This window comes from Streptomyces sp. SAI-170, from assembly GCF_049739565.1.
Classification (GTDB): Bacteria; Actinomycetota; Actinomycetes; order Streptomycetales; family Streptomycetaceae; genus Streptomyces.
In genome coordinates this window covers 5,321,301-5,346,174 of the sequence record NZ_JBMGQD010000001.1, presented here as the reverse complement: position 1 = coordinate 5,346,174, position 24,874 = coordinate 5,321,301, and the positions used below count along the sequence as shown (strand labels likewise).

The 24,874-nt window shown below is 73.4% G+C and carries 21 protein-coding genes, 1 tRNA gene and 1 pseudogene; 14 read left to right on the top strand and 9 right to left on the bottom strand.

Going from position 1 to position 24,874, the window contains the following annotated elements:
- The first annotated feature begins 8 nt into the window (after positions 1–8).
- Together RKD23_RS23960 and RKD23_RS23955 are read left to right on the top strand one after the other, a co-directional pair.
- Positions 9–914, top strand: coding sequence for a carbohydrate ABC transporter permease (locus RKD23_RS23960; RefSeq protein ID WP_424855527.1), 906 nt, complete (start codon positions 9–11; stop codon positions 912–914).
- A 624-nt stretch (positions 915–1,538) separates the two neighbouring features.
- A complete protein-coding gene (locus RKD23_RS23955; protein WP_424855526.1) occupies positions 1,539–2,975 on the top strand; it encodes a GH1 family beta-glucosidase in 1,437 nt (478 codons plus the stop codon).
- Between the two features lie 67 nt (positions 2,976–3,042).
- On the opposite strand, the gene RKD23_RS23950 is transcribed toward RKD23_RS23955, so the two are convergent.
- The 3 genes from RKD23_RS23950 to RKD23_RS23940 form a co-directional block, all read right to left on the bottom strand.
- Positions 3,043–4,521, bottom strand: coding sequence for a cellulose binding domain-containing protein (locus tag RKD23_RS23950; protein WP_424855525.1), 1,479 nt, complete (start codon positions 4,519–4,521; stop codon positions 3,043–3,045).
- Between the two features lie 191 nt (positions 4,522–4,712).
- Positions 4,713–6,122 carry a sensor histidine kinase gene (locus tag RKD23_RS23945; RefSeq protein WP_424855524.1) on the bottom strand — a complete coding sequence of 470 codons (1,410 nt, stop codon included), beginning with the start codon at positions 6,120–6,122 and terminating at the stop codon, positions 4,713–4,715.
- Positions 6,119–6,817, bottom strand: coding sequence for a response regulator transcription factor (locus RKD23_RS23940; RefSeq protein ID WP_424855523.1), 699 nt, complete (start codon positions 6,815–6,817; stop codon positions 6,119–6,121). The genes RKD23_RS23945 and RKD23_RS23940 overlap by 4 nt, the downstream gene beginning before the upstream one ends.
- Before the next feature lie 98 nt (positions 6,818–6,915).
- Here RKD23_RS23940 and RKD23_RS23935 point away from each other — a divergent pair, with 98 nt between their 5' ends.
- Positions 6,916–7,452: a hypothetical protein gene (locus RKD23_RS23935; RefSeq protein WP_424855522.1), complete on the top strand. Its 537-nt coding sequence runs from the start codon at positions 6,916–6,918 to the stop codon at positions 7,450–7,452.
- Positions 7,453–7,489: 37 nt separating this feature from the next.
- Here the strand turns inward: RKD23_RS23935 and RKD23_RS23930 are convergent, their stop codons facing one another.
- A complete protein-coding gene (locus tag RKD23_RS23930) occupies positions 7,490–8,353 on the bottom strand; it encodes a spermidine synthase (RefSeq protein ID WP_424855521.1) in 864 nt (287 codons plus the stop codon).
- Between the two features lie 45 nt (positions 8,354–8,398).
- The gene (locus RKD23_RS23925) at positions 8,399–8,767 is read right to left on the bottom strand and encodes a hypothetical protein (RefSeq protein WP_424855520.1); all 369 of its coding nucleotides are present in this window, start codon (positions 8,765–8,767) and stop codon (positions 8,399–8,401) included.
- Positions 8,768–9,078: 311 nt separating this feature from the next.
- Here RKD23_RS23925 and RKD23_RS23920 point away from each other — a divergent pair, with 311 nt between their 5' ends.
- On the top strand, positions 9,079–10,512 hold the full coding sequence (locus RKD23_RS23920) for a hypothetical protein (RefSeq protein ID WP_424855519.1): 1,434 nt from the start codon (positions 9,079–9,081) through the stop codon (positions 10,510–10,512).
- Positions 10,513–10,590: 78 nt separating this feature from the next.
- On the opposite strand, the gene RKD23_RS23915 is transcribed toward RKD23_RS23920, so the two are convergent.
- Positions 10,591–11,187: a histidine phosphatase family protein gene (locus RKD23_RS23915; protein ID WP_424855518.1), complete on the bottom strand. Its 597-nt coding sequence runs from the start codon at positions 11,185–11,187 to the stop codon at positions 10,591–10,593.
- Between the two features lie 186 nt (positions 11,188–11,373).
- Between RKD23_RS23915 and RKD23_RS23910 the strand changes: the two genes are divergently transcribed.
- From RKD23_RS23910 to RKD23_RS23895, 4 genes are read left to right on the top strand one after another with little or no spacing between them, the layout of a single operon-like run.
- On the top strand, positions 11,374–12,324 hold the full coding sequence (locus RKD23_RS23910; RefSeq protein ID WP_424855517.1) for a phosphatase PAP2 family protein: 951 nt from the start codon (positions 11,374–11,376) through the stop codon (positions 12,322–12,324).
- Positions 12,221–13,414, top strand: coding sequence for a hypothetical protein (locus tag RKD23_RS23905; protein ID WP_424855516.1), 1,194 nt, complete (start codon positions 12,221–12,223; stop codon positions 13,412–13,414). The genes RKD23_RS23910 and RKD23_RS23905 overlap by 104 nt, the downstream gene beginning before the upstream one ends.
- Entirely contained in the window at positions 13,405–15,003 is a 1,599-nt protein-coding gene (locus RKD23_RS23900; RefSeq protein ID WP_424855515.1) for a hypothetical protein, read from the top strand. The genes RKD23_RS23905 and RKD23_RS23900 overlap by 10 nt, the downstream gene beginning before the upstream one ends.
- A complete protein-coding gene (locus RKD23_RS23895; protein ID WP_424855514.1) occupies positions 15,000–16,340 on the top strand; it encodes an AAA domain-containing protein in 1,341 nt (446 codons plus the stop codon). Before RKD23_RS23900 ends, RKD23_RS23895 begins: the two co-directional genes overlap by 4 nt.
- Before the next feature lie 188 nt (positions 16,341–16,528).
- Here RKD23_RS23895 and RKD23_RS23890 read toward each other — a convergent pair whose 3' ends face one another.
- Positions 16,529–16,795, bottom strand: a complete 267-nt coding sequence (locus RKD23_RS23890) for a hypothetical protein (protein WP_424855513.1) — start codon at positions 16,793–16,795, stop codon at positions 16,529–16,531.
- 129 nt (positions 16,796–16,924) lie between these two features.
- On the opposite strand from RKD23_RS23890, the gene RKD23_RS23885 reads away from it, so the two are divergent.
- The 3 genes from RKD23_RS23885 (at position 16,925) to RKD23_RS23875 (ending at position 18,119) form a co-directional block, all read left to right on the top strand.
- A complete protein-coding gene (locus tag RKD23_RS23885; protein WP_404036139.1) occupies positions 16,925–17,290 on the top strand; it encodes a hypothetical protein in 366 nt (121 codons plus the stop codon).
- A gap of 126 nt (positions 17,291–17,416) precedes the next feature.
- Positions 17,417–18,055 (top strand): bifunctional DNA primase/polymerase, encoded by a 639-nt coding sequence (locus tag RKD23_RS23880; protein ID WP_424855512.1) that lies wholly within the window; start codon positions 17,417–17,419, stop codon positions 18,053–18,055.
- Positions 18,046–18,119 (top strand) — tRNA-Lys (locus RKD23_RS23875). Before RKD23_RS23880 ends, RKD23_RS23875 begins: the two co-directional genes overlap by 10 nt.
- 94 nt (positions 18,120–18,213) lie before the next feature.
- On the opposite strand, the gene RKD23_RS23870 is transcribed toward RKD23_RS23875, so the two are convergent.
- Positions 18,214–19,476 (bottom strand): M6 family metalloprotease domain-containing protein, encoded by a 1,263-nt coding sequence (locus tag RKD23_RS23870; RefSeq protein WP_424855511.1) that lies wholly within the window; start codon positions 19,474–19,476, stop codon positions 18,214–18,216.
- 473 nt (positions 19,477–19,949) lie between these two features.
- On the opposite strand from RKD23_RS23870, the gene RKD23_RS23865 reads away from it, so the two are divergent.
- Entirely contained in the window at positions 19,950–21,803 is a 1,854-nt protein-coding gene (locus RKD23_RS23865; protein WP_424855510.1) for a putative bifunctional diguanylate cyclase/phosphodiesterase, read from the top strand.
- On the opposite strand, the gene RKD23_RS23860 is transcribed toward RKD23_RS23865, so the two are convergent.
- Positions 21,782–22,870: an LLM class flavin-dependent oxidoreductase gene (locus RKD23_RS23860; RefSeq protein WP_424855509.1), complete on the bottom strand. Its 1,089-nt coding sequence runs from the start codon at positions 22,868–22,870 to the stop codon at positions 21,782–21,784. The two genes, RKD23_RS23865 and RKD23_RS23860, sit on opposite strands and share 22 nt — an antisense overlap.
- 191 nt (positions 22,871–23,061) lie before the next feature.
- Here RKD23_RS23860 and RKD23_RS23855 point away from each other — a divergent pair, with 191 nt between their 5' ends.
- Entirely contained in the window at positions 23,062–23,793 is a 732-nt protein-coding gene (locus tag RKD23_RS23855) for a maleate cis-trans isomerase family protein (protein ID WP_424855508.1), read from the top strand.
- Positions 23,794–23,963: 170 nt separating this feature from the next.
- Positions 23,964–24,864 (top strand): annotated as a pseudogene (gene ehuB / locus RKD23_RS23850) (ectoine/hydroxyectoine ABC transporter substrate-binding protein EhuB).
- Positions 24,865–24,874 lie beyond the last annotated feature (10 nt).

The window sequence follows — 24,874 nt, the reverse complement described above, 5'->3', positions numbered from 1 at the left end:
AACCGGCCGTGACGACGACACTGACCCCGCCGCGCAAGAGCACCGCGCCGCCCAAGGCCCGTACGCGCGGGCTCCGGGCCGCCCGGGCGGGCGGCACGCTGCACGCCGGGCCCATCGCGTACATCGTGCTCGCGCTGTTCACGATCGGCTCGCTGTTCCCGCTGGTGTGGACCGCGATCGCCGCCTCGCGGGACAACCAGCGCCTGGCGCAGACCCCGCCGCCGCTGTGGTTCGGCTCCAACCTCTTCGACAACCTCGAACTGGCCTGGACCGACGCCAACCTGGGCGAGGCGTTCCTCAACACCACCTTCGTGGCCGGGGTGTCCGCGGCCACCATCGTGTTCCTGTCGACGATCGCCGGGTTCGCCTTCGCCAAGCTGCGGTTCAAGGGCCGTAACGCCATGATGCTGATCGTCGTCGGCACCATGATGATTCCGCCGCAGCTCAGCGTGATCCCGCTGTACATGATGGTCGCCAAGCTCAACTGGTCGGACCAGTTGCAGGCGGTGATCCTGCCGTCGATCGTGAGCGCCTTCGGTGTGTTCTTCATGCGGCAGTACCTGCTCCAGGCGCTGCCGGACGAGGTCATCGAGGCGGCCCGGGTGGACGGGGCGAGCAGCTGGCGGGTGGTGTGGCACATCGTGTTCCCGGCGGCCCGGCCGGCGATGGCCGTGCTCGGCATGCTGACGTTCGTCCAGACCTGGAACGACTTCCTGTGGCCGTTCCTGGTGCTCAGCCAGACCGGCAACCCGACCGTGCAGGTCGCCGTGGCGGGTCTGGGCCGCGGCTACACGCCCGACCAGTCCCTGATCATGGCGGGCGCGCTGCTGGGCACGCTGCCGTTGCTGCTGGTCTTCGCGATCTTCGGCAAGCAGATCGTGGGCGGCATCATGCAGGGCGCGGTGAAGGGCTGACCCGGCCGCGCCGGGGGGCCGGGGGTGCCTGTGCCGCGGGGCGGGGCTGGGGCCGGGGGGCCTCGGCCTCGGTGCGCCTCGGCTGCCGCGGGTGGCTCGGGACTTCGGTGCGGAGATGCCTCGGCTGCCGCGGGTGGCTCGGGACCTCGGTGCGGAGGTGCCTCGACTGCTGCGGGCCGGTCGGTGCCTCAGCGCGGAGGTGCCTCAGCCGCCATGGGCGATCCGGGACCTCCATGCGGGGGTGCCTCGGCCGCGACGGGCCGGCGGATGCCTCAGCGCGGAGGCGCCTCGCCGTCCGGGGCCTCGCACCGCGGGACGTCGTACCGGTGGACGTCGTACCGGTGGACGTCGTACCGGTGGACGTCGTACCGGTGGACGTCGTACCGGCGCCCCGCGCTCCGGCGTCACCGCCCCCCAGCCCGAGGCACCGCCCACCGCACCACCCCCGGCATCACGCGGAGCTCCCCGTGACACCCCCGCGACCACGGACGGCACCTCACCCGGGTGCCACGCCCGCCGCCCCCTTCCACAGGGCCAGGTCACCGCCGCCCCGGCCCTTCTCGACACCCCCCTCTTCCCCCTGTTCCTCCTATGGTCTCGACGACCCTCGATGGGAGCGCTTCCATGCCTGAGTCCGTACAGCCGGTGACCCCGGTGACCTTTCCTCCCGCCTTTCTCTGGGGCGCGGCGACATCCGCGTACCAGATCGAGGGGGCGGTGCGGGAGGACGGCCGCACGCCCTCGATCTGGGACACCTTCAGCCATACCCCGGGCAAGACGGCCGGCGGCGACAACGGTGACATCGCTGTCGACCACTACCACCGCTTCCGCGACGACGTGGCCCTGATGGCCGACCTGGGCCTGAACGCGTACCGCTTCTCGATCTCCTGGTCCCGGGTGCAGCCCACCGGCCGGGGGCCCGCGGTGCAGCGGGGCCTGGACTTCTACCGTTCGCTGGTCGACGAGCTCCTGGAGAAGGGCGTCAAGCCGGCGGTCACGCTCTACCACTGGGACCTGCCGCAGGAGCTGGAGGACGCCGGCGGCTGGCCGGCCCGCGACACGGCGTACCGGTTCGCGGAGTACGCGCAGATCGTCGGCGAGGCCCTCGGCGACCGCGTGGAGCAGTGGATCACCCTCAACGAGCCCTGGTGCAGCGCCTTCCTGGGCTACGGCTCCGGCGTGCACGCCCCGGGCCGCACCGACGGCGCGGCCGCGCTGCGTGCCGCGCACCACCTCAACCTGGCGCACGGCCTGGGCACGACCGCGCTGCGCTCGGTGATGCCGGCCCGCAACTCGGTGGCGGTGAGCCTCAACTCCTCGGTCGTACGCCCGCTCTCGCAGGACCCAGCGGACCTGGCGGCCGCACGCCGGATCGACGACCTGGCCAACGGCGTCTTCCACGGCCCGATGCTGCACGGCGCCTACCCGGAGTCGCTGCTGTCGGCGACCGCGGACGTCACCGACTGGTCGTTCGTCCAGGACGGCGACCTGCGCACCGCGCACCAGCCGCTGGACGCGCTCGGCATCAACTACTACACGCCGACCCTCGTCTCGGCCCCCGACCGCGCCCCGCAGGGCCCGCGCTCCGACGGTCACGGCGCCAGCGACCACTCCCCGTGGCCCGGTTCGGAGGACGTGGCGTTCCACCAGACGCCCGGCGAGCGCACCGAGATGGGCTGGACCATCGACCCGACCGGTCTGCACGAGCTGATCATGCGCTTCAGCCGCGAGGCCCCGGGTGTCCCGCTGTACATCACCGAGAACGGCGCGGCCTACGACGACAAGCCCGACGGCGACGGCCGCGTCCACGACCCCGAGCGCATCGCCTACCTGCACAGCCACCTGTCCGCCGTACGCCGTGCCATCACCGACGGCGCCGACGTGCGCGGCTACTACCTGTGGTCCCTGATGGACAACTTCGAGTGGGCCTACGGCTACGGCAAGCGCTTCGGCGCGGTCTACGTCGACTACGCCACGCTCGCCCGCACCCCGAAGTCCAGCGCCCACTGGTACGGCCGTGCCGCCCGGTCCGGCGTCCTGCCGGAGCTGGACACCCTCTGACGGCAACGGGGCGCGGCACCCTCCTCCCCGGGTGCCGCGCCCCGTTTCACCGTGGGGGGCTGCTTGGTCAGTTGCCGGCCGCGAACGCCTTCGTGAAGGCGTGCTTGTCCTGGAGGATCGAGCTGCAGGTGGCGTCGGCGTAGTTCTTGGCGCCGCCGGTGCACTGCTGGTCGCGGGTGGCGGACCACATGGAGAGCCAGCCGATCCCCTTGGACCTGGCGAAGTTCACCAGCTGGGTGGCGTCGTCGACCTTGAAGATCTCGGAGGTGACGTCGTTGACGCCGATCATCGGGGTGACGGCGACGGTCTTCCAGGCGGCGGCGTCCGAGAGGCCGAGCACGCCCTTGATCTGGGCCTGGGTGGCGGTGGCGGCCTGTTCGGCGTAGGTGCCCATGTCGCCGCTGTAGGCGGGGCCGTAGTCCATGGCCATGATGTTCACGGCGCTGATCTTCACGTTGTTCTTCTTGGCGTCCGCCAGGAGGTTCACGCCGTCCTGGGTGAGGCCCTCGGGCATGACCGGGAGGGTGAAGGAGACGTCCAGGCCGGGGTGCTGCTGCTGGAGCTTGGCTATCGCCTGGGCGCGGCGGGTGTTGGCGGCCGTGTTCGGCAGCGCGCCGCCCTCGACGTCGAAGTCGGCCTTGGTGAGCCGGTAGGTGTCGACGACCTTGCCGTAGGCCGCCGCGAGGGCGTCCACGGAGGTGCAGGCGGTGGCCAGTTCGCTGCCGGCGGCACCGCCGAAGGAGACCCGGACGTCGCCGCCCTTGGCCCGCAGGGACCCGATCTGCGCGGCGACCGCGTCGCTCGCGAGGTCGGTGACGCCGCCCCACTTGGGTGTGCACCCGCCGCCGTCGGTGACGAAGGCGAGGTTGTACTGCTTCACGCCCGTCGCCTGGGCGTTCGCGACCAGGTCGAAGGACGGGTAGAGGCTGGTGTCGACGTACGGGGCGAAGCCGGCGGTGGCCGGGGTGCCAGTGCCGGTGCCGGTGCTCTCCGAGGGGGAGGCCGTCGGGGTCGCGGTCGGGGTCGCGGTGGGGGTCGCGGTCGGCTTCGGGGGTGCTGTGGGGCTTGCGGTGGGGGTCGGGGACTGGGTCGGGCGGCCGGTGGGTTCTGGGGTGGCGCCGCCTTCGGTGGAACAGGTCGCGCCGTCGATACGGCAGCCCGTGGGATCGGCCGTGCCGTCGACGACGAAGCCGACGGTGACGGACTCGCCCGCGCTCAGCCCGTCCGTGTCCCACTTGGGCGGCGTCACGGTGACGTGCTGCCCGGACACACTCGACTCCGCGTTCCACAGCGAGCCCAGCTTCGCGCCCGCCGGCAGGTCGAACTCCAGCTTCCAGTCGGCCTTCTTCTGCCCGCTGTTGTTCGTCACGACGTACTGCGCGGTGTAGCCGGTCGACCAGTCGCTGGTCTTGGTGTACGCGGCGCCGACGCCCGCGGCCTGTGCGGTGCCGGTGAACAGGAACGCCCCGCCGCCCACCACCGCCGCGGCGACCAGTCCGCCGATCGCCTTGGTCCTGCCGCCGGTCCTGCGCCGGTGCGTACTCATCGCGTGCCTGCCTTCTGCCGTTCGGAGCGTCCTCGGGGGTGAGGTGCGGCAGCACGCTAGCGAGCCGGAATCGGGCAATCGGCCTGATCCGGACGGGGGTTCGAGATCTTAGGACCCGCTTAAGGAAGGCATCGGGACCGGTTAAAGGTCGAGACCAATTCGGAGGTCCTGGGCTCCTTGGCCGGTGCCCCTCAGCCCGTCACCCCGCCCGGTCTCTCCACCCTGGCGCGGCGCGAGCCGCCTCGCCGGCGGCGTACCGGCCCCCGGTGCCCTCGGCGCCGTGGCTCGCCCGCCCGGGCGTCGAGCTGGATCCAGACGCGGATCTCCGTGCCGCCCAGGACGGAGGCGCCGATCGTCACGTCGCCGCCGGTGGACTCGGCGAGGCGGCGGACGATGTCCAGGCCGAGGCCGGTGGAGCCGTCGGTGCCGGAGCCGCGGCCGCGGGCCATCGCCGCGGCCGGGTCGGGTATGCCGGGGCCCGCGTCGGAGACGAGGACGATGACCGCGTCCTCGCCGTTGTGGACGTCGACCGCGAAGGCGGTGCCCTCCGGGGTGTGCCGGAAGACGTTGCCGAGGAGGGCGTCGAGCGCGGCGGCCAGGTCGGCGCGGGCCACGGGTACGCGCACCGGCCGGTCCACGCCGGCCACCCGCCACTTGCGGCCCTCGTCCTCGGCGAGCGCCGACCAGAACCCCATGCGTTCGCGCACCACTTCGGCGGCGTCGCAGCCCGCGCCGGGCCCGGCGGCCGCGGTCTGCGGCTTGGCCTCCCGGGCGGTACGGATGATGGTGTCGACCTCCCTCTCCAGCTGGGCGACCGCGGCCCGGGTCTGCTCGGCGGCCGGCCCGTCGCCCAGCGAGGCCGCGTTGAGCCGCAGCACGGTCAGCGGGGTGCGCAACCGGTGGGACAGATCGGCGGCGAGTTCCCGCTCGTTGGCGAGGAGCTGGACGACCTGGTCGGCCATGGAGTTGAACGCGACCGCGGCGAGCCGCAGTTCGGTCGGCCCCTCCTCGGGCACCCGGGCGCCCAGCTTGCCCTCGCCCAGCTCGCGGGCGCCCTCGACGAGCCGCTGGGCGGGCTGCACCATGCGCACCCCGAGCCGGTCGGCGACGGCCACCGAGCCGACGATCAGAGCGAGTCCGACCCCGGCGAGCACGGCCCAGGCGGTGCCGACGCCCTTGTCGACGGCGGCGTCGGGCACATACACCTCGACCACCGCGATCTGGCCGGAGCCGAGTGCGACCGGCTGCAGCAGGACCGAGCCGCCGGGCGCCTCGGCGGTGGAGGCGCGGCCCATTCTGCGGGTGGCCTCGATGTCCTCGGCGGCGGCCCGCCGGCGGCCGATCTCCACGGCCGGGCTGCCCTCGCCTCGCGGTATGTGCAGCGCGGTGCCGGAGGATCCGGCGGAGGCGACGAACCGCTCCAACTGCTCGCGGTCGGTGGTGATGGACAGCGCCGGGGCGATCTCCGCCGCGTCCCGCTCGGCGTTGGAGAAGGCCCGGTCGCGGGCCATCTCCCGGATGACGAGGCCGAGCGGCACGGCGAAGGCGACCACCACCATCGCGGTGACCGCGAGCGAGACCTTGACCAGTGCCCACCTCATCGCACGGGCCCCGGCGGTTCGAGCTTGACCCCGACGCCCCGCAGGGTGTGCAGATAGCGCGGGTCGGCGGCCGTCTCGCCCAGCTTGCGGCGCAGCCAGGACAGATGGACGTCGATGGTCTGGTCGTCGCCGTACGACTGCTGCCACACCTCGGCGAGCAGTTCTCGGCGCGGTACGACGACACCGGGGCGGCCGGCGAGGAAGGCGAGGAGGTCGAACTCGCGGCGGGTGAGGTCGAGCCGGACGCCGTCCAGCTCGGCCTGGCGGCGCAGCGGGTCGACGGTCAGCCCGCCCACCCGCAGCACCGTCGAGGGCGCGGCCTCCGCGGTGGCGGCACGGGAGCGGCGTAGGACGGCGGCGATGCGGGCCGAGAGGTGCTCGACCGAGAACGGCTTGGTCAGGTAGTCGTCCGCGCCCGCGTTGAGCAGCCGGACGACCTCCGTCTCGTCGTCCCGCGCGGTGGCGATGATCACGGGGACGTCGGTGATGCCACGCAGCATCTTCAGCGCCTCGGACCCGTCCAGATCGGGCAGGCCGAGGTCCAGGATGACCAGGTCGAAACGGTGATGGGCGACCTCGCGCAGCGCCTCCAGCGCGGTGCCGACGCTGCGCACCAGGTGGGCGGCGTCGGTCAGATGCCGGATGAGCGCCGAGCGGACGAACTGGTCGTCCTCGACCACGAGCACACTTGCCATGCGCCGCACCGTACGCCATGCCGCCGAGCCGGATCGGAGCCTGTGGATAACTCGGCTCCTGTGCACACGGCGAGGCGGGTGAGGCAGTATGGCCCGCGATGCGCAGAGGACTCGTACACGCACTGGCCTGGTCGCTCGCCACGGGCGCGGCGGTCACGCTGTCGTGGTGGGGTGTGCGCACGGTCCTGGACTCCACGGCGTACGACCCGCCGCGCGCCCTGCCGGTCACGGCGGACGCGACCGCGCGAGGGTCGAAGCCGCTCGCGACCTCGGCGAGCACGCAACGGCCGCACCCGTCGCCGAGCCCGTCGGCGTCGGCGCCCGCGAAGGAGTCCCCGAAGCCGAGCTCCCCGGCGCCGACCCGCACCCCGTCGTCGCCCGCCTCCACGGGCCCGGCCCCGTCCCCCTCCTCCGGCCAGGTCAAGAGCTACGCCACCGACGGCGGCCGGGCCGTGTTCGACCTGCGTGGGTCGTACGCGACGCTGGTGACGGCGACGCCCGAGACGGGCTGGTCGATGCAGGTGTGGAAGACGGAGTCGTGGATCCGCGTGGAGTTCAGCTCCGGCGCGGACCGGGTGTCGGTGTTCTGCACCTGGCACGACGGCCCGCCGCGGGTCGAGGTCGGCACCTACTGAGCGACGGCACCCCGCGCCGCGTCCGCCGCCTGACCGGTCAGCGGAACACCGACGCCGGTGGCGCGGGCGAGGCCACCGCCGCCGCGTCGGTCACCGGTACCGCACCCCCGGCGAAGTCGGTGAGCGGCCGCCCGTGCTCCACACGGCCGGGGTGCGGGTCGGAGGCCGTACGACGGGTCAGCTCGGCCAGCGGCAGGGGGCGGTCGCTCGCGACCAGCACGGCGTTGCCGAAGCGCCGGCCCCGCAGGACGGTCGGGTCGGCCAGCAGCGCCAGCTCGGCGAACCGGGCGGCTGCCGTGGCGATCTGGCCGCGCAGATGCGTGAGCGGCGGCCCGTCGGCGAGGTTGGCGGCGTACAGGCCGCCCGGCTTCAGCGCCCGGCGGACCTCGTCGAGGAACTCCGTCGAGGTCAGGTGGGCCGGGGTGCGGGCGCCGCTGAAGACATCGGCGACGACGAGGTCGGCCCAGCCGTCGGGCACCTTCATGAGCCCCTCGCGGGCGTCCACCGACCGCACCCGGATGCGTGCGCCCGGCTCCAAGGGCAGCTCGCGCCGCACCAGTTGCACCAGCGGCGCGTCGAACTCCACGACCTGCTGGGTGGAGCGGGGCCGGGTCGCGGCGACGTAGCGGGCGAGGGTCAGGGCGCCGCCGCCGAGGTGGACCGCCTGGATGGGCCGCCCGGCGGGCGCGGCGAGATCGACGACGTGCCCGAGCCGCCGCTGGTACTCGAAGGACAGATACCCGGGATCGTCCAGGTCGACGTGCGACTGCGGTGCCCCGTCGATGAGCAGGGTCCAGGCCCGCGCCCGGTCCCGGTCGGGTATGAGTTCGGCGAGTCCCCCGTCGACGGTTTCGACGACGGACTCGACGGCACCCCGCCGGGCATTCCTGGACTTTCCCATGAAGGCATTGTCCCAGCACACGGACCCGGGGGGCGCGGGGAGACCTCACCGGCAGCTGTCGGCGGCCTCGATCAACCGGGCCGCCTCCCCGAGCGCGGCCCGCAGGACGGCCGGGTCGGTGGCCAGATCGGCGTCCCCGGGCGGCAGCAGCCAGTCGGACCCCTCCACCGGCGGCTCGGGGGCGACGAGGCTCAGCCCTCGCCCCTCGGTCTCCACGCATGTGCTGCCGGGCACGTCCCACGCCGCCGCCGTACCCGACGGCACCAGGAAGCCCAGCGTCCCGCAGCCGTCGTCGTGCAGCACCGGCCCGACCCCGTCACCGGCGCCCCGCCGCAGGATGTCGACCGCCTCCAGACCCTGCCGCGCCGGCACCGTCACCAGGTCCCACGCGGGCGACGGCGTACTGGCTTGCATCCCGCCCTCCACTACGAACCTCCTCGTTCGTGCGGGTCGGGAGTCGGGCGGCTCCCGGTCCATGGGGTTCAACGCGGGGCCGCGTCAACGGCTACGGCGGAAGTCAGCCGCAAAGGATGGCAGTTCATGGCAGATCCTGGATGAGATATCCGGTTTGTAGCCAAACACCGCGTGGCGGCCCGGTCGCAGCAGGTACGTTCTTGCCCGCCGGAATCCGGGCGTCACAGTGGGACAGGTCAGACATAAGGCCACATCCGTCAAGTCGCCCGTCCTCCGGCATGGTTCGACGGTTCGCACGAGAGGACCCGGCCATGACGTCGTCCATGGTGACCTCGTCCCAGCCCCACCGGCCCCCACGGCCGAACCTCGCCTTCCGTCGGCTGCGCGGCCGGCGTTCCCCGGCCGAGTTCGCCGCGGACGTACGGCGGGCCGCCCGCGAGATCGGCGAGCAGGTCAGCTGTGACGCGCGCTACATCGGCCGGGTGGAGGCGGGCGAGATCCGCTGCCCCAACTACGCGTACGAACGGGTGTTCCTGCACATGTTCCCCGGCCGCACGCTCACCGACCTGGGCTTCGCGCCCCGTTCGGCGGTCCGCGGCCGCGCCGCGCGCCCCGCCCCGCCGGACTCCCCCGCGAGCCCGGCGTACCCCACCGGTGAGACACGGGAGGGCCCCGATCCGTATGACCCGCAGGACCCCTTCGAGACGTACGACAACTATGAGGAGAGCGACGTGCTGCGTCGCGCATTCATGACCGGCGGGGGCGCGACCGTGGCCGCCGCCTCACTGGGACCCTTCGGTCTGGCCCTCGACGCCACGGCCGCGCCACACCTCGGCCGCCGCGTCGGGTCGGGCGAGGCGGGTGCCCTGGAGGAAGCCGTCCGCAGGATCCGGCTGCTCGACGACCGGCACGGCGCCGACGGTCTCTACCGGCGCGCGGCGGCCCCGCTGCGCGCCGCGTACGCGCTGCTGGACGCCGGTACGACCCGGCAGACGACCGCCGACCGGCTCCACTCCGGCGCCGGTGAGCTGGCGATCTCAGTGGGCTGGCTGGCGCACGACTCGGGCCGGTTCGACGACGCCCGCTCGCACTACGCGGAGGCGCTCGCGACCGCGCGGATGAACGGTGACGCGGGGCTGGAGGCGCACGCCTTCTGCAACACCGCGTTCCTCGCGCGGGACGCCGGGCGCCCGCGCGAGGCGGTGCGTGCCGCGCAGGCCGCCCAGCGCATCGCCCGGCCGCTCGGCTCGCCCCGGCTGATGTCGCTGCTGGCACTGCGCGAGGCGGGCGGCTGGGCGGGGCTCGCCGACCGCACCGGCTGCGAACAGGCCCTCGCGCGAGCGCAGGCCCTCTACGAGCGAGGCCCCTCGGACGCCGACCCCGAGTGGATGAGCTTCTACGGAGAGGCCGAACTGGAGGGCCTCAAGGCGCAGTGCTGGTCCGCGCTGGGCGACTGGCCGCGCGCGGCCCGGCACGCGGCACGGGCCGCGCATCTGCAGGACCCGCACTTCACCCGCAACATCGCCCTCTACACGGCCGAGCTGGCGGACGACCTCGCGCGCGGGGGCCGCCCCGACGAGGCGGCCTCCGCCGGGCTGCGGGTGCTGGAGCTGCTGGGCGAGGTGCAGTCCTCCCGCATCCAGACGATGCTCGCGGGCACCGCGCGCGTGCTGCTGCCGCACCGGCGGGCGTCGGGCGTGTCGCGGTTCCTGGAGAAGCACGCCTCGCTGCCGCGTACGGCGTGAGGCACACGCGTGTGCGTACGAGGTGACGCTCACGCGTGTGCGTACGGCGTGAGCGCCTCGGCCGCCGGGTGGCGCGGGTCAGCCGGCCAGGTGCCCCAGGTCGTTCCAGCTCTCGACGGCCGGCTCGCCGTAGGCCCAGCCCAGCACCGAAAGGGAGGTCGGGTTGAGGCGGATACGGGCGGCGAAGTCGATCGGCAGGCCCAGCCAGCGCGCGCCGATGGTGCGCAGGATGTGCCCGTGGGCGAAGACGAGGACGTCCCGGTCGGCTTCGCGCGCCCAGGCGACGACCTCGTCCGCGCGGGCGCTCACCTCGGCGAGCGTCTCACCCTGGGGGACGCCGTCGCGCCAGATCAGCCAGCCGGGGCGTATCGCCTGTATCTCGGCGGGGGTCATGCCCTCGTAGGCGCCGTAGTGGTACTCCATGAGCGCGTCCCAGGTGGTCGCGCGGTCGCCGAAACCGGCGAGTTCGCAGGTCTCCCGCGCGCGGACGAGCGGGCTGGTGCGCACCTCCACGCCGGGCAGCCCGTCGAACGGCGCCCGGTGCAGGCGCTCGCCGAGCAGCTTGGCGCCGCGGCGGCCCTCCTCCAGCAGCGGCACGTCCGTCCGGCCGGTGTGCTTGCCGGACAGCGACCATTCGGTCTGTCCGTGCCGGGCCAGCAGGATGCGCGGTGCCATGGGGGGCCTTTCCGGGAGAAACCACAGGCGGAACCCCTCCATCATCGCGCACGCCGTACCGGGGCAACCCCGGGGCCGGGGGCTGCGTCTTTGAGGGCCGGAGCCCCGCACAGGCGTGGCATACGGCGTAAAGTGGCCGACCGGGCCATCCGGCGCCACGCACGGAGACAGGGGGAGGGCGATCGGATGCCGCAGTCCGAGATGTTGCGCGCGGAGGCGGCACCACCGCGTCTGCGCTGGTGGACCGAGCTGCCTCTGATCCTGCTGGTCTACGCCTGCTACTCGGCGGGCCGGCTCCTCGCCCGGGACGACGTCACGACGGCCGTCGACCACGGCCTGGCGATCCTGCGCGTCGAGAAGTTCCTCCACCTCAACGCCGAGCACCCGCTCAACCGGCTGTTCACCCGTCACGCCTGGCTGGGCGTGCCGGCCGACTTCTGGTACGCCTCGCTGCACTACCTGATCACGCCCGCGCTGCTGGTGTGGCTGTTCCGCTCGCGCGCGGTGCGCTACCGCGCGGCCCGCACCTGGCTGATGACCTCGACGTTCCTCGGCCTGATCGGGTTCTCGCTGCTGCCGACCTGCCCGCCCCGGCTGCTCGACGCGGGGCACGGCTTCGTGGACACGATGGCCCAGTACAGCTCGTACGGCTGGTGGGGCGGCGAGGCGAGCGCACCGCGCGGGATGGGCAATCTGACGAACCAGTACGCGGCGATGCCGAGCCTGCACGTGGGCTGGGCGCTGTGGTGCGGGGTCATGCTGTGGCGGTTCGGCGGGACGCGCCTGGCGAAGACGGCCGGTGTGGTCTACCCGCTGGTGACCACGATCGTGGTGATGGGCACCGCCAACCACTACTTCCTCGACGCCGCCGCGGGCGCCGCCGTGATGGGCGTCGGCCTGCTGCTGACGCCGCTGGTGCTGCGGGCGGCGGACCGCGTCCGCGGGTCCGTGGCGCTGCGGTCCGGGCGTTCCCCGCAGGTCTCCGAGGGCGCACAGGCCCCGATTGTCAGTGGCGGATGCCAGACTTCGGCGGGTGAGCGATTTCCACGGCAGCGTGAGTCCGCCCTCCCCCAGGGAGCCGGGCCGGACGCCTCCCCCGCGGACACGGGCGACGGGGCTCCGGCAGCGGCTCGCTGAGCTGCGCGGCCCCGAGGTGGCGGCGAGGGCGCTGGACGCGCGCGCCCTCGCGGCGCTGGCCGCCAACCCCGGGTGCCGGCGGCGCGCGATCCTCGACGGGGCGGGGGTGAACAAGGCGGCGCTGGCGAGCGCCCTGGGCTCCCCCTCGGCCTTCGGCCAGTCCCAGTTCGCGCTCACGCGCGGCAACGCCTTCGAGGCGAAGGTCAAGGCGGACGGCGGCGCGGAGCTGCTGCGCCTGGTGCACCGGGCGCTGGCACCGGGCACCGAGCCGCCGCACGAGGCGTCCGTGCCCGACCTGTCGGCGATCGGCCCCGAGGGCCGTACGGCGCGCACCGCGCTGGCGCTGCGCGAGGCCGTCGAGGCGCCGGGCACCTGGACGCTGCTCGACCATCCGATGCTCGCGCTGGACGTCGCGGGCTCGCCGGCCTTCCTGGAGCCGGACGCGGTCGTGGTGCACCCCGACGGGTCCTGGTCGGTGGTGGAGATCAAGTCGTTCCCGATGCTGGACGGTTCGGCGGACCCGGCGAAGGTGGGCGCGGCCGCCCGGCAGGCCGCGGTGTACGTGCTGGCGCTGGAGGAGGTCGCCGCGCGGCTGGAGGCGCCCCCGCGCGTGCATCACCGGGTCGTGCTGGTGTGCCCCAAGGACTTCTCCAACCAGCCCACCGCCTCCGCTGTCGACGTACGCAAGCAGCGGGCGGTGACCCGTCGCCAGCTGGCCCGGCTCACCCGGCTGGAGGAGATCGCCGACGCCCTGCCGGAGGGGGTGTGCTTCTCCCCCGAGCTGCCGGCCGAGGAGCTGGCGGCGGCCGTCGCCTGCGTGCCCGCGACCTACGCGCCGGAGTGCCTGTCCGCCTGTGAGCTGGCCTTCCACTGCCGCGACCGGGCCCGCGCCGCCGACGTGGTGACCACCCTGGGCCGCCCGGTCCGCGCGGAGCTGGGCGCCCTGACCACGGTCACCGACGTCCTCGCGGCCGCGCGCGGGGAGAGCGGCGACCCCGATGACCCGGCGGTGGCGGCACTGCGCCGGGCGGCCCGGCTGCGGGCCGAGGCCCTGGGCGGGACGCGGGCGGAGGTCGCCGTATGTCGCTGATCGCCACGCTCGCCCGGCTCGAGGCCGTCGAGACCGGGGTCGCGCAGCCGTTGGCCACGGTGCGGCACCGGCATCTGTCCGAGCGGCCGCTGGTGTGCGTGCCGCTGACCACCGCGGGTGAGGCGGGCGCTCCGCTGGGCGCGCTGGTGGGCACCGACCGGGACACGCCCCGGCTGCTGGTGGTGCCGCAGCCGCGCGACCGCGACCTGAGGTCCGCGTTCCTCGCCGACCTGGCGGACGTCGTCCTGCCGTACATCGAGTCGTACGCCGATGTCGTCGAGGCCGCCGAGCGCACGGAGACCGATCCGGAGACCGGCAAGCGGGTCAAGGTCGAGGTCGACCTGTGCGCGGACGCGCCGCAGCTGATCGTGCCGAGCCGGGCCGGTGTGGAGTACGTACGGCTGCTGGGGCGCTCGATGCGCTTTCGGCGTACGGCCGAGCAGGACCCGGAGACGCCGTATCCGGCGCCGCCGCGCGTGCCGCTGCTGGGCCGCTGGCTCACCCACTTCGGGGAGCGGGCGCGGGTGCCGGGCTCCTCGCTGCTGCTGGCCCTGACCGATGTGCTCGCCCGGCACTGGGCGACCGGCCAGTCCACCCTGGAGGACCAGCACCTGGGCGCTCTGCTCGCGTGGATCGACCCGCCCGAGGGCTCGACGGGCGCCGAGGCCGCACTGCGGGCCGAGCTGGCGCGGGACGCCGAAGGGCAGCTGGAGTGGCCGCCCGCGGGCCCGGCCACCGACCCGGCGTTCGACAACAAGCTGCTCGCGCCTGCGTTCGAGCGCTACGACAAGGCGCGCGCGGCGCTCGCCGCCGCCGAGGACGGCCTCCAGGCCGACGACCGCCTCGGCGAGCTCACCGCGGCCGAGCAGCACATCCGCGACCTCGTCCTCAGCCGCACCCGCCCCACCTGGGACGCGCTCTGGCGGGGCCTGAACCTGCTGCGGGCCCTGCCGGAGGCGGCACACGCCGAGGAGCGGTGGACGCGCGACCGCTGGTCGTTCACCGGGCACCGCGACCGGGTGCTGGCGGGCGAGCCCCCGCAGCCGCGCCGCGACGACGCGGTGACGGCGGCGAACAAGCTGGCCGCGCGCGAGCGCGAGCAGGCCCGCCTGGAGGCGCAGGAAGCCCTCGACGACCCGCTCGTGATGGCCGGGCGACGGCTGGCCGGGGAGGCGTTCGCCGGTGAGGTCGTCGACGTCGTCATGGCGTACTCCGAAGGCAAACGGCCCAGCCCCCGCCCGCTGGTGACGCTCCGCACCGACGACCGGCCCCACCTCGGGGAGCGCGCGCGGGTGTATCGCTCGCTGGGCGGCAAGCCGCAGACGGCCGAGGTGGTGGGGTACGAGGAGAGCGCGCAGGACGCATCGGTGGTGCTGCGCATCCTCGACAAGATGGGCCGCGGCAAGGAGCCGGAGCCCGGTTCGGTGCCGGAGAAAGGCGACGCGCTCTGCTTCACCGCCTTCGAGCACGAGCAGCGCGGCGGCGCGAAGCTGCCCGACCCGGAGAACACCCCGTGGACCCACGGCGGCCCGCCCGGCGAGGAGCCGGCGCCCGCGGCCGACCCCGTCACCGAGGAGGACCTGCTGTGACCACGCAGACCGCGTTCGACCCCGGCGCCGCCGCGACCCGGGCCACCGAGGCGATCCTGCACGACACGCTGCACGGCACCGACCGCGGTGTCGTGGTGGACTCCCCGCCCGGGGCCGGCAAGTCCACGCTGGTGGTGCGCGCGGCGCTGGAGCTGGCGGAGGCGGGCCGCCCGCTGATGGTGGTCGCGCAGACCAACGCCCAGGTCGACGACCTGGTGCTGCGGCTAGCCGAGAAGAACCCGGAGCTGCCGGTGGGGCGCCTGCACAGCAGCGACTCGGACCCGTACGACAAGGCGCTGGACGACCTTCCGAACGTACGCAAGTCGGCGAAGGCGGGCGAGCTGGCGGGCCTGCCGGTGGTGATCTCCACGGCGGCGAAGTGGGCGCATGTGAAGGTCGACGAGCCCTGGCGGCACGCGATCGTCGACGAGGCGTACCAGATGCGCTCGGACGGGCTGCTGGCCGTGGCGGGCCTGTTCGAGCGGGCGCTGTTCGTGGGTGACCCGGGCCAGCTGGACCCGTTCGCGATCGTGGGCAGCGAGCAGTGGGCGGGGTTGTCGTACGACCCGTCGGCATCGGCGGTGACGACCCTGCTGGCGCACAACCCGGGTCTGCCGCAGCACCGCCTGCCGGTGTCCTGGCGGTTGCCGGCCTCGGCGGCGCCGCTGGTGTCGGACGCGTTCTACCCGTACACGCCGTTCCGCAGCGGCACCGGGCACGGCGACCGGCGGCTCACCTTCGCCGTGCGCTCGGACGGCTCGGGCCCCGACCGGGTGATCGACGAGGCGGCGGAGTCCGGCTGGGGCCTGCTGGAGCTGCCCGCCCGGCACACGCCCCGCACGGACCCGGAGGCCGTACGGGCGGTCGCGGCGGTGGTACGGCGCCTGCTGGACCGGGGCGGGGCCGCGCTCTCGGAGCGCTCACCGGACCCGACGCCCCTCACGGCCGACCGCATCGCCGTCGGCACGGCCCACCGCGACCAGGCGGCCGCGATCCGCGCGGCCCTGGCGGAGCTGGGCGCGGCGGACGTCACCGTCGACACCGCCAACCGCCTTCAGGGCCGCGAGTTCGATGTCACGGTCGTCCTTCACCCCCTGTCCGGCCGCCCCGACGCCACCGCCTTCCACCTGGAGACCGGCCGCCTCTGCGTCCTCGCCTCCCGCCACCGCCACGCCTGCATCATGATCTGCCGCGCAGGCGTGACGGACCTCCTGGACGACTACCCGTCCACGGAGCCGGTCCAGCTGGGCACGGTGGTGAAGTTTCCCGATGGCTGGGAGGCCAACCACGCGGTCCTGGCCCGCCTGGCGGAACACCGGGTCAGCTGGCGGCCCTGACCCCGATCGGCCGCCCTCCACAAATCGACGGCATCGCACTCCCGCCCGCCGGACGGAGTCCGGCACGCCGCCGGAGGCGGCCGATGAACACAGCCCCGATGGCTGGGAGGACAACCACGCGGTCCTGGCCCGCCTGGCGGAACACCGGGTCAGCTGGCGGCCCTGAGGCGGGCCGCCAGGGCGGTGCGTCAGTGGCGGGTGAGGGAGCCGACGGCCTCGACCGCCCGGTCGATGACGTTGCCGTTGGAGCAGTTGTCGAGGTGGTCGCCGACCCAGTCGCCCAGGACGGGCACGACCGCGACCTCCTGCCTGCAGGCGGCGCCGGCGGTGAAGTTCCAGTTTTTGGCCGCGTTGACGCCCGGGCCGAAGTTGGAGTCGCCGTCGTCGGCGGAGGCGGGCGTGGTGGTCATGAGGGCAGCGGCGGCCAGCAGGCCGCAGGTGATGATCTTGCGCATGCCGTGACAAACGCCGCGGAGCCCGACCGGTCACGGGCTCGCGCCAGAGGCCCTCTTGCGCCCCCGCGCGACAATGGAGGGTGGTCCGCCCGCAGGCGCGCCATCGGACACGTACGAGGAGGACATGACATGGCGGAGCACACGCCGCGCCCGAACGAGCCGCGGCTACGCCCCGCGCCCCTGCTCTTCGAGCCCGCCGAGGCCGCCGGGGACCCGGAGCACTTCTTCGACCTGGAGTCGATCGACGACCCGCGGGCGCTGCTCGCGCGGGCGACGGAGCTGACGCAGGCGTTCCGTGCGGCGGCCGACCGGGCGATGGAGTTCCAGGCGATCGCGGCGGCGCAGCTGGCCGACCCGCGGCGCTTCGACCGGCTCACGGCCGCGGCCATCGCGGAGCGGGCCGAGTGGACCGAGGACTATGCCAAGAAGATGGTGGAGTTCGGCCAGAGCCTGCTGCGCGGCGAGAACGGCGCGGGCCACGCCGACCCGGTCTGACCCGACCCGACCGCCCGCCCGGCATATGCCAGCCGGGCGGGCAAGATACTCCTGCCCGCCCGCCCCTGTCCCGATTTCCGGCAACCCAGGGAGACGGCACACTCACGCCCGGTACATCTGATGGGCATGAGCAGCTTTCGGAACGAACTCGCGGGGGTCACCCCGGACGGAGCCGCCTGGCTCGCCTCGGCAGGAACGTATCCGCGCAGCACGCTCGCTTTCTGGGAGGAGCGCCCGGACGCCCCGGTGGTCCTGCCGTGCGGCTCGGCCTTCGACGTGGTGAGCGCGCCCACGATGTTCGGCCGCCGGATGCTGGACCGGCTGTGGGACGACGGTCCGGGCTCCGGCCCGGTGGCGGCCTACCGCGGCCGCATGCTGCTGTTCGCCGCGCCTGGCACGGCCCAGCGGCTGCCGTCGCTGCTGGAGTGGGAGGAATTCGGCTCCCGCGACCGCGACCGCGACCGCGACGACCGCGACCACGACCCCGACCTCGGCGGCGGCAGCCGTACGGCGGCGATCCCGCCCCTGCTCTGCCATGGCACCGGCGACGCCGTGACCGTCCCCGCACCGGCCGGCGGCCCCGGCGAACCGGGCCCCCTGGAGTCCCGCTGGCTCGTGGCCCCCGACACCCGTCAGCCCTGGCTGCCGGGGGCGGAGGTACTGCTCTGGGCGGCCGTACGGGCGGCCCGTGCGGCGGTGCGGATATCGATTTTTCCTCCCGCCGATCAGGATGCTAAGGTCTACGACGTCAGCAGGCGCCGCTAGCTCAGTTGGTTAGAGCAGCTGACTCTTAATCAGCGGGTCCGGGGTTCGAGTCCCTGGCGGCGCACAGCTAAAAGGTCGCTGACCTGGATGAGCGCCCTCGGTTCTCCGAGGGCGCTCATCTGTTTCTCCGTACGCGATGCCGCTGCCCGTACGCGGTCTCACGCCGGGGCGATCTTCACGGTCCACGCCCCCGCGAGGGTCCGCCCCTCCACCTCCACCCGTACGTCGTCGCCCGGCACGGTGAAGCTCTCGCCGACGCCGACCGGCGCGTCCGCGAGAGGCGGATAGACGGAGGTGTCCCAGCAGGCCTCGGTCTCCGGGTGGGCGTCGATCACCTCGACCGGCCCGCGCCCGGAGGCGGCCGTGCTGCTCACCCGGTACACCAGCACCCCCGAGCGGCAGGCATCCTCGTCGTTGCCGACGGGGCCGCGCGCCTCGAAGGCCAGCGCGCTGTCCGGCCCGGTGCGCACGACGGCCAGCTTGGTGCCGCGGCCCAGCCCGAAGACCGGCGCGCCCGCGGCCCCGGCCACCGCGACGCCGGGGCCCGCGCCGAGCGGCTCCAGCGTGAGCCACGTCGGCCCGCCTCCCGGCACACACACCACCTGGCGCGGCTCCAGCCAGCCCAGCTTCCACTTGTGCCAGGCGAACAGGTCCGGCGCGAGGCCGAACTGGCTGCCCATCAGGTCCCAGTCGCCGACGTATGTGTCCCAGTCGCCGGTGTCGTCGGCCGGCCGGTGATAGAGGTCCGGCAGGTCGAAGACATGCCCGGTCTCATGAGCGAGGACGAGCCGGTCCGGCGGATGCCTCTCGAACACGGTGACGAACCGGCGGATCTCCGTGCCGTCGGCCCGCAGCGGCACGTCCAGATTGACGACCTTGGTGGCGTCGGAGTCCACACCGGGCGCGTCCGGGTCGGCGACGAAGTACACGATGTCGTACGCCGAGAAGTCGACCCGTCCGTCGGCGACGGCGAGGGCGTCGCGCAGGTAGGCGGCGCGATGGGCGGCGTTCCAGTCGCGCCGTATGGCGTACGCGGTGGAGGGGCGGGGCATGGTGAGCCACTGCCGCAGCGGGCGGGGGCGCAGGGTGAACCGGCCGTAGGAGGCGCGTTCGAAGAAGGCGCTGGTGACGGGGAAGTGATCGGCTGTCAGCTGCTCCGGGCTAGTCAGCGGCTGGGCGTCCGGGAAGGACAGGAAGACCAGGACGGCGTTCAGCTCGCGGACCGGCTTCGGATAGGCGGCGTTCCAGGTGTCGACGCCCTCGGAGTGATGAGCGTCGGTGCGCGTGAGGGCGCAGGGGGAGGAAGAGAAGGGCTCGGCGACCGAGGGGGCGCCGATGAAGGACGTGGCGGCGAGCGCCGACATCGTGGTGAGGACGGCCGCGGTGCTGCGCAGTGGGGGGCGCGGAAAAGGACGCGGCACAGGAACCTCCGGATGCGGTACACGGGGACACCGCGTCCAGCCTGTGCGACTTCATTGACATATGCCCTGTTTGCCTGCATCGGACGGGTGAGCACCCGGTGGGCACCTCCCCGAGCACCCGGCAGGCACACCCTGAGCACCCGGCAGGCACGCCCCGAGCACTCGGCGGTCACGCCTCCTAGGAGCCGGCGCATACGCCACCGAGCGCCGGGCCGCGCCCCCGACACCCCCGAACCGCTCACGGACCGTCACAATCGGTCGGCTGCCGAAGAAACCCGTCCAGCCAGGGGCAGAAACGATCCATCAGAAAGGCGGGTCATCACGCGGCGTACGGGGGACACTGAAGAACGGCTGGAAGGGCCGGAAGGCAGCCTCTATGATCGGCACACTTTCCTGACACTTCCTGCCCGGACAGAGATCGAGCAGAGATCGAGCACAGACCCAGCAGATCGAGTGCACTGCGGGAGCGAGCGGTGAGCGCAGCGTCCGAAGGGCCGACGGCCGCGGCAGACCTCGTCCGGCCGGCCGTCACAGACAGTGATCCCGAAGCTTCTCGTCGTACCGGCACGGAGGTCACCCGGGCGACGGACGCGGGAGCTTCCTTCCGGTCCGCGTTCGCCTCGGCGCCGCTGGCGATGGCCGTCGTCGACCGGGACGGACTGGTCGTGACCGCCAACGACAATTTCACGGCGCTCTTCGGCACCGCCGCGCGCCCGCCCGCCGGACAGGTCGCCGCCGAGCTGGTCGACCTGACCTCCGACGGTCGCACCTGGCACGCCTACCGCGAGGTGCTGCGCGGCCGGCGGGCCCGGCTGCGCTGCACCCGCCGGGTCAAGCACCCGGACGGACACGCGATGTGGGTGCAGGTCACCGTGGCCCCGCTGCACGAGGGCTTCCAGGGCGTGCTGCTGTCCGTCGCCGACATCAGCGCCCGCCGCGAACTCCAGGCGCGGCTGCGCCATCTGCAGATGCACGACCCGGTGACCCGGCTGCCCAACCGCACCCTGTTCTTCGAACGGCTGACCGCCGCCCTGGAGTCCGAGCCGGAGGAGCGCGGCAGCACCGGCCGGATCGGCCTGTGCTATCTGGACCTGGACGGCTTCAAGGCGATCAACGACACCCTCGGCCATCGCGTCGGCGACCGCCTGCTCGCCGCCGTCGCCGAACGTCTCACCCGCTGCGCCGACGAGGCCGGCTTCGCGCGCGCCGGCGCGCCGCTGGTCGCGAGACTCGGCGGCGACGAGTTCGCGCTGCTCGTGGAGGACTCCACCGGCACCGAACAGCTCGCCGATCTCGCCGAGTCGGTGCTGCGCGCCCTGCGCGCGCCCTTCGACCTGTCCGGCCGGCGGCTGTCGGTGACCGCGTCCGTCGGGGTCGTCGAGCGGCTCGCCGCCGACACCACCGCGACGGGGCTGATGCAGGCCGCCGACACCACGCTGTACTGGGCCAAGGCCGACGGCAAGGACCGCTGGACGCTGTTCGACCCCGAGCGCAACGCCCACCGCATGACCCGTCAGGCCCTCGCCTCCACCCTGCGGCCCGGCATCGAACGCGGTGAGTTCCGGCTGGAGTACCAGCCGCTGGTCGGCATGGCGGACGGGCGGCTGCGCGGGGTGGAGGCGCTGGTGCGCTGGGACCACCCGCAGTTCGGCATCTTGACGCCGAATCGGTTCATCGGACTGGCCGAGGAGGACGGCGCGATCGTGCCGCTCGGCCGCTGGGTGCTGGCCACCGCCTGCCGTCAGGCCCGCCGCTGGCAGCTCGAACACCCCGCCGAGGAACCCCTGTTCGTCAGCGTCAATGTCGCCGTGCGCCAGGTGTGGGACTCCGACCTGGTGGCGGACGTGGACCGGGTCCTGGCCGAGACGGGGCTGGCCCCGGAACTGCTCCAGATCGAGCTCACCGAGTCGGCCGTGATGGGCTCCGCCGGCCGCCCCCTCCAGGTGCTCCAGGCCCTCAGCGCCATGGGCGTACGCATCGCCATCGACGACTTCGGCACCGGCTACTCCAACCTCGCCTATCTCTCCCGGCTGCCGGTGGACGTGCTGAAGCTGGACGGCTCCTTCGTCCGCGGCTTCCAGTACGAGGGGGAGGGCGCGCCGCCGAACCCGGCCGACGAGGTCGTCGTGGAGGCGATGATCCAGCTCGCCCACCGGCTCGGGCTGACCGTCACCGCGGAGTGCGTGGAGACGCCCGCGCAGGCCGAACGGCTGCGGCGGATCGGCTGCGACACCGGCCAGGGCTGGCTGTACTCACGGCCGGTGGCGCCGGATCGTATCTCCGGCCTGCGGGCGAGGACGACGTCCTACGCCGTCGGCAAGCCGTAGGCGTCGGCGATGAGTTCGTAGGAGCGCAGCCGGAACTCGCCGCTGTGGGCGTTGCCGGTGATCATCAGCTCGTCGGCGCCGGTGCGCTTCTGGAGGTCGTCCAGGCCAGAGCGGACCTCGTCGGGCGTGCCGTGGATGACGTTGGCGTTCCAGGAGTCCATGAACTCCTGCTCCAGGGGGCTGAACTCATAGGCCTCCGCCTCCTCCGGGGAGGGCACCAGGCCCGGCCGGCCGGTGCGCAGCCGGATCATGCTCAGCGCGGCGGCCCTGACCTGGCGGCGGGCCTCCCTCTCCTCGTCGGCGGCGAGCGCGGACACGCCGATCAGGGCGTACGGCGCGTCGAGGACGGCGGACGGCTTGAAGGACTCCCGGTACAGGTCGAGCGCGGGGACGGTGTTGCGCGCCGAGAAGTGATGGGCGAAGGCGAACGGCAGCCCGAGCAGGCCGGCCAGCCGGGCGCTGAACCCGGAGGAGCCCAGCAGCCACAGCGGCGGCCGGTGCGGGGACTGCACGCCGCCCGGCGAGGTCGCCTGCACGGGGCCGGGGACGGCGTGGATGCGGCGGTAGGGGTGGCCGTCGGGGAAGTCGTCGTCGAGGAACCGGGTCAGCTCGGCGAGCTGCTGCGGGAAGTCGTCGGCGCCCTCGTCCAGGGTGTCGGAGCGGCGCAGCGCGGCGGCCGTGGCGCCGTCGGTGCCGGGGGCGCGGCCCAGGCCGAGGTCGATACGGCCGGGGGCCATGGCCTCCAGCGTGCCGAACTGTTCGGCGATGACCAGCGGGGCGTGGTTGGGCAGCATCACGCCGCCCGAGCCGAGCCGGATGCGGTCGGTGTGGGCGGCGAGGTGGGCGAGGATCACGGCCGGCGAGGAGGAGGCCACGCCGGGCATGGAGTGGTGCTCGGCGACCCAGTAGCGGTGGAAGCCCCGGGACTCGGCGAGCCGGGCGAGCGCCACGCTGGTGCGCAGGGCGTCGGTGGCGGTCCGGCCGGAACCGACGGTCGCGAGATCCAGTACGGAGAGGGGGACGGGGGCGCTCCCCCGGGTCGTGCCTCGGATCTCGTCTGCCGTCACGGGGTGCCTCCAGAGTGCTGCTGTGCTGTCCTCCACGCCTTAACAGGAGACTGTCTCCGGTTATTTCCCCGGGCTCGGGCCCGTACGAGGGGATGTCGGGTGACGAGGGGGGCTACGCCGTGCCTGCTGGGTACCCGTACTGCTCGACATGCCAAGGAAGAACGGCCGGACGAACAGCCGGAAGGGGCGACATGACCGCACTCGGATTCCTCTGCCCGAGCGATCACCCGAAGGACGACTATCCGCGGATCGAGCAGCTGCTCGCGAGCGACGTCCGGGTGGATGTGATCGGCACGGACACCGACGAGGACGCACGCCGGGTGGAGGTGCTGCGCCGGCTGGGGGCCGCGGACCGGCTCGCGGCGGATGTCGAGGCCCTGCGGCTGGCGGGCGCCGAGGCGGTGGTGTGGGCCTCCACGAGCGGCAGCTTCGTCCATGGCTGGGAGGGCGCTCATGAGCAGGTGCGGTCGCTGGCCCGCGCCGCCGGGATGCCCGCGTCCTCCACGTCGTTCGCCTTCGTGCACGCGGCGCAGGAGATCGGGGTGCGCCGGGTGGCGCTCGCGGCCACCTATCCGGACGACGTGGCGGGGCTGTTCGCGGACTTCCTGCGGTCGGCCGGCCTGGAGGTGGTCGCGGTGCGCGCCGCCGGGGTCGGCAGTGCGGCACAGGCCGCGACCTGGGGCGGGCCGGAGCTGTTCGCGCTGGCCGAGCAGGCCGACAGCGGCGAGGCGGAGGCGGTCCTCGTCCCGGACACGGCCCTGCACACGGCCGCCCATCTGCCGGCCCTGGAGCAGTCGCTGGGCAAACCGGTCCTGACGGCCAACCAGGTGACGGTCTGGGAGGCGCTGCGGCTGACCGACCGCCGGGTGAACGCGCCTGCACTGGGCGCCCTGTTCACCCGGGAGCCGATCGTTCAGGTGTGAGTGCGTACGAACAGTCGTAGAGCGAAGAAGCGGGAAACGAACAAATAACGCTCATATCACCGTTGCATAACGTCCCTCCATGAGTCCGCATAGCTCCCGGGGAGCGGGCAGGCGCCACCACCGGTCTGTGTACGGGCAGATCTGGCAAGGCTCTTGGAGGTCGCGTGTCCATGTCCGAGTTCCCGAACCTGTCCCGCCGGGGCTTCCTCAACAGAACCGCGGCTGTCGGCGGCCTGCTCACCGTCCCCGGGCTGCTGGCCGCCTGCAGCAAGACGGCCGGCGCCGACGGCGAGAGCTCGAGCCTGGAGCAGTTGAAGAAGCAGGGCTATGTCCGGGTGGCGTACGCGAATGAGGCCCCCTACGGCTACGAGGAGGGCCGGGCAGCTCAAGGGCGAGGCGCCTACGCTGCACCGGGAGATCTTCAAGGCCCTGGGCATCGGCGAGCTGCGCCCGACCTTCTCCGAGTGGGACGGCCTGATCCCCGGGCTGCAGGCCGGCAAGTACGACGTGATCAGCGCGGGCATGGCCATCGTCCCGGAGCGCTGCGAGAAGGCCCTGTTCTCCGAGCCCGAGTTCATCTCCCCCACCGCGCTGCTGGTGAAGCGGGGCAACCCGCGCAAGCTGACCGACCTGGCGTCGGCGAAGAAGGCCGGGGCGAGCATCGGTGTGATGGCCGGAGCGGTGGAGAAGACCTACGCCACGGCCGCCGGGATCGCCGAGGACGACCTGAAGACGCTGCAGAAGCCGCAGGACGGCGCGGACGCCGTCAAGAGCGGCCGGATCGACGCGTTCCTGCTGACCAGCATCTCGCTGAACTGGCTCGCCAAGAACAACAGCGGCCTGGAGGTCACCGACCCCTTCGTCCCGGAACTGGACGGGGTGAAGCAGTACAGCCCCGGCGGCGCGGTCTTCCGCGAGGGCCAGGAGGAGCTGCGGGACGCCTTCAACGGCGAGCTGAAGAAGATCACCGCCGACGCCGAGCGCTATGTGCGGCTCATCGGCGAGTACGGCTTCGGCAAGGAGACCATCCCGCCGGCGAACCTGCGCACCGCCGACCTGTGCAAGGCCTGACGGGGACGCC

What these genes read in the sequence shown, in the direction of transcription:
- RKD23_RS23955 (WP_424855526.1), top strand. Translation starts at nt 1,539, where the DNA reads ATGCCTGAGTCCGTACAGCCGGTGACCCCGGTGACCTTTCCTCCCGCC.
- RKD23_RS23950 (WP_424855525.1), bottom strand. Translation starts at nt 4,521, where the DNA reads ATGAGTACGCACCGGCGCAGGACCGGCGGCAGGACCAAGGCGATCGGC.
- RKD23_RS23945 (WP_424855524.1), bottom strand. Translation starts at nt 6,122, where the DNA reads ATGAGGTGGGCACTGGTCAAGGTCTCGCTCGCGGTCACCGCGATGGTG.
- RKD23_RS23940 (WP_424855523.1), bottom strand. Translation starts at nt 6,817, where the DNA reads ATGGCAAGTGTGCTCGTGGTCGAGGACGACCAGTTCGTCCGCTCGGCG.
- RKD23_RS23935 (WP_424855522.1), top strand. Translation starts at nt 6,916, where the DNA reads ATGCGCAGAGGACTCGTACACGCACTGGCCTGGTCGCTCGCCACGGGC.
- RKD23_RS23930 (WP_424855521.1), bottom strand. Translation starts at nt 8,353, where the DNA reads ATGGGAAAGTCCAGGAATGCCCGGCGGGGTGCCGTCGAGTCCGTCGTC.
- RKD23_RS23925 (WP_424855520.1), bottom strand. Translation starts at nt 8,767, where the DNA reads ATGCAAGCCAGTACGCCGTCGCCCGCGTGGGACCTGGTGACGGTGCCG.
- RKD23_RS23920 (WP_424855519.1), top strand. Translation starts at nt 9,079, where the DNA reads ATGACGTCGTCCATGGTGACCTCGTCCCAGCCCCACCGGCCCCCACGG.
- RKD23_RS23915 (WP_424855518.1), bottom strand. Translation starts at nt 11,187, where the DNA reads ATGGCACCGCGCATCCTGCTGGCCCGGCACGGACAGACCGAATGGTCG.
- RKD23_RS23910 (WP_424855517.1), top strand. Translation starts at nt 11,374, where the DNA reads ATGCCGCAGTCCGAGATGTTGCGCGCGGAGGCGGCACCACCGCGTCTG.
- RKD23_RS23900 (WP_424855515.1), top strand. Translation starts at nt 13,405, where the DNA reads ATGTCGCTGATCGCCACGCTCGCCCGGCTCGAGGCCGTCGAGACCGGG.
- RKD23_RS23890 (WP_424855513.1), bottom strand. Translation starts at nt 16,795, where the DNA reads ATGCGCAAGATCATCACCTGCGGCCTGCTGGCCGCCGCTGCCCTCATG.
- RKD23_RS23885 (WP_404036139.1), top strand. Translation starts at nt 16,925, where the DNA reads ATGGCGGAGCACACGCCGCGCCCGAACGAGCCGCGGCTACGCCCCGCG.
- RKD23_RS23880 (WP_424855512.1), top strand. Translation starts at nt 17,417, where the DNA reads ATGAGCAGCTTTCGGAACGAACTCGCGGGGGTCACCCCGGACGGAGCC.
- RKD23_RS23855 (WP_424855508.1), top strand. Translation starts at nt 23,062, where the DNA reads ATGACCGCACTCGGATTCCTCTGCCCGAGCGATCACCCGAAGGACGAC.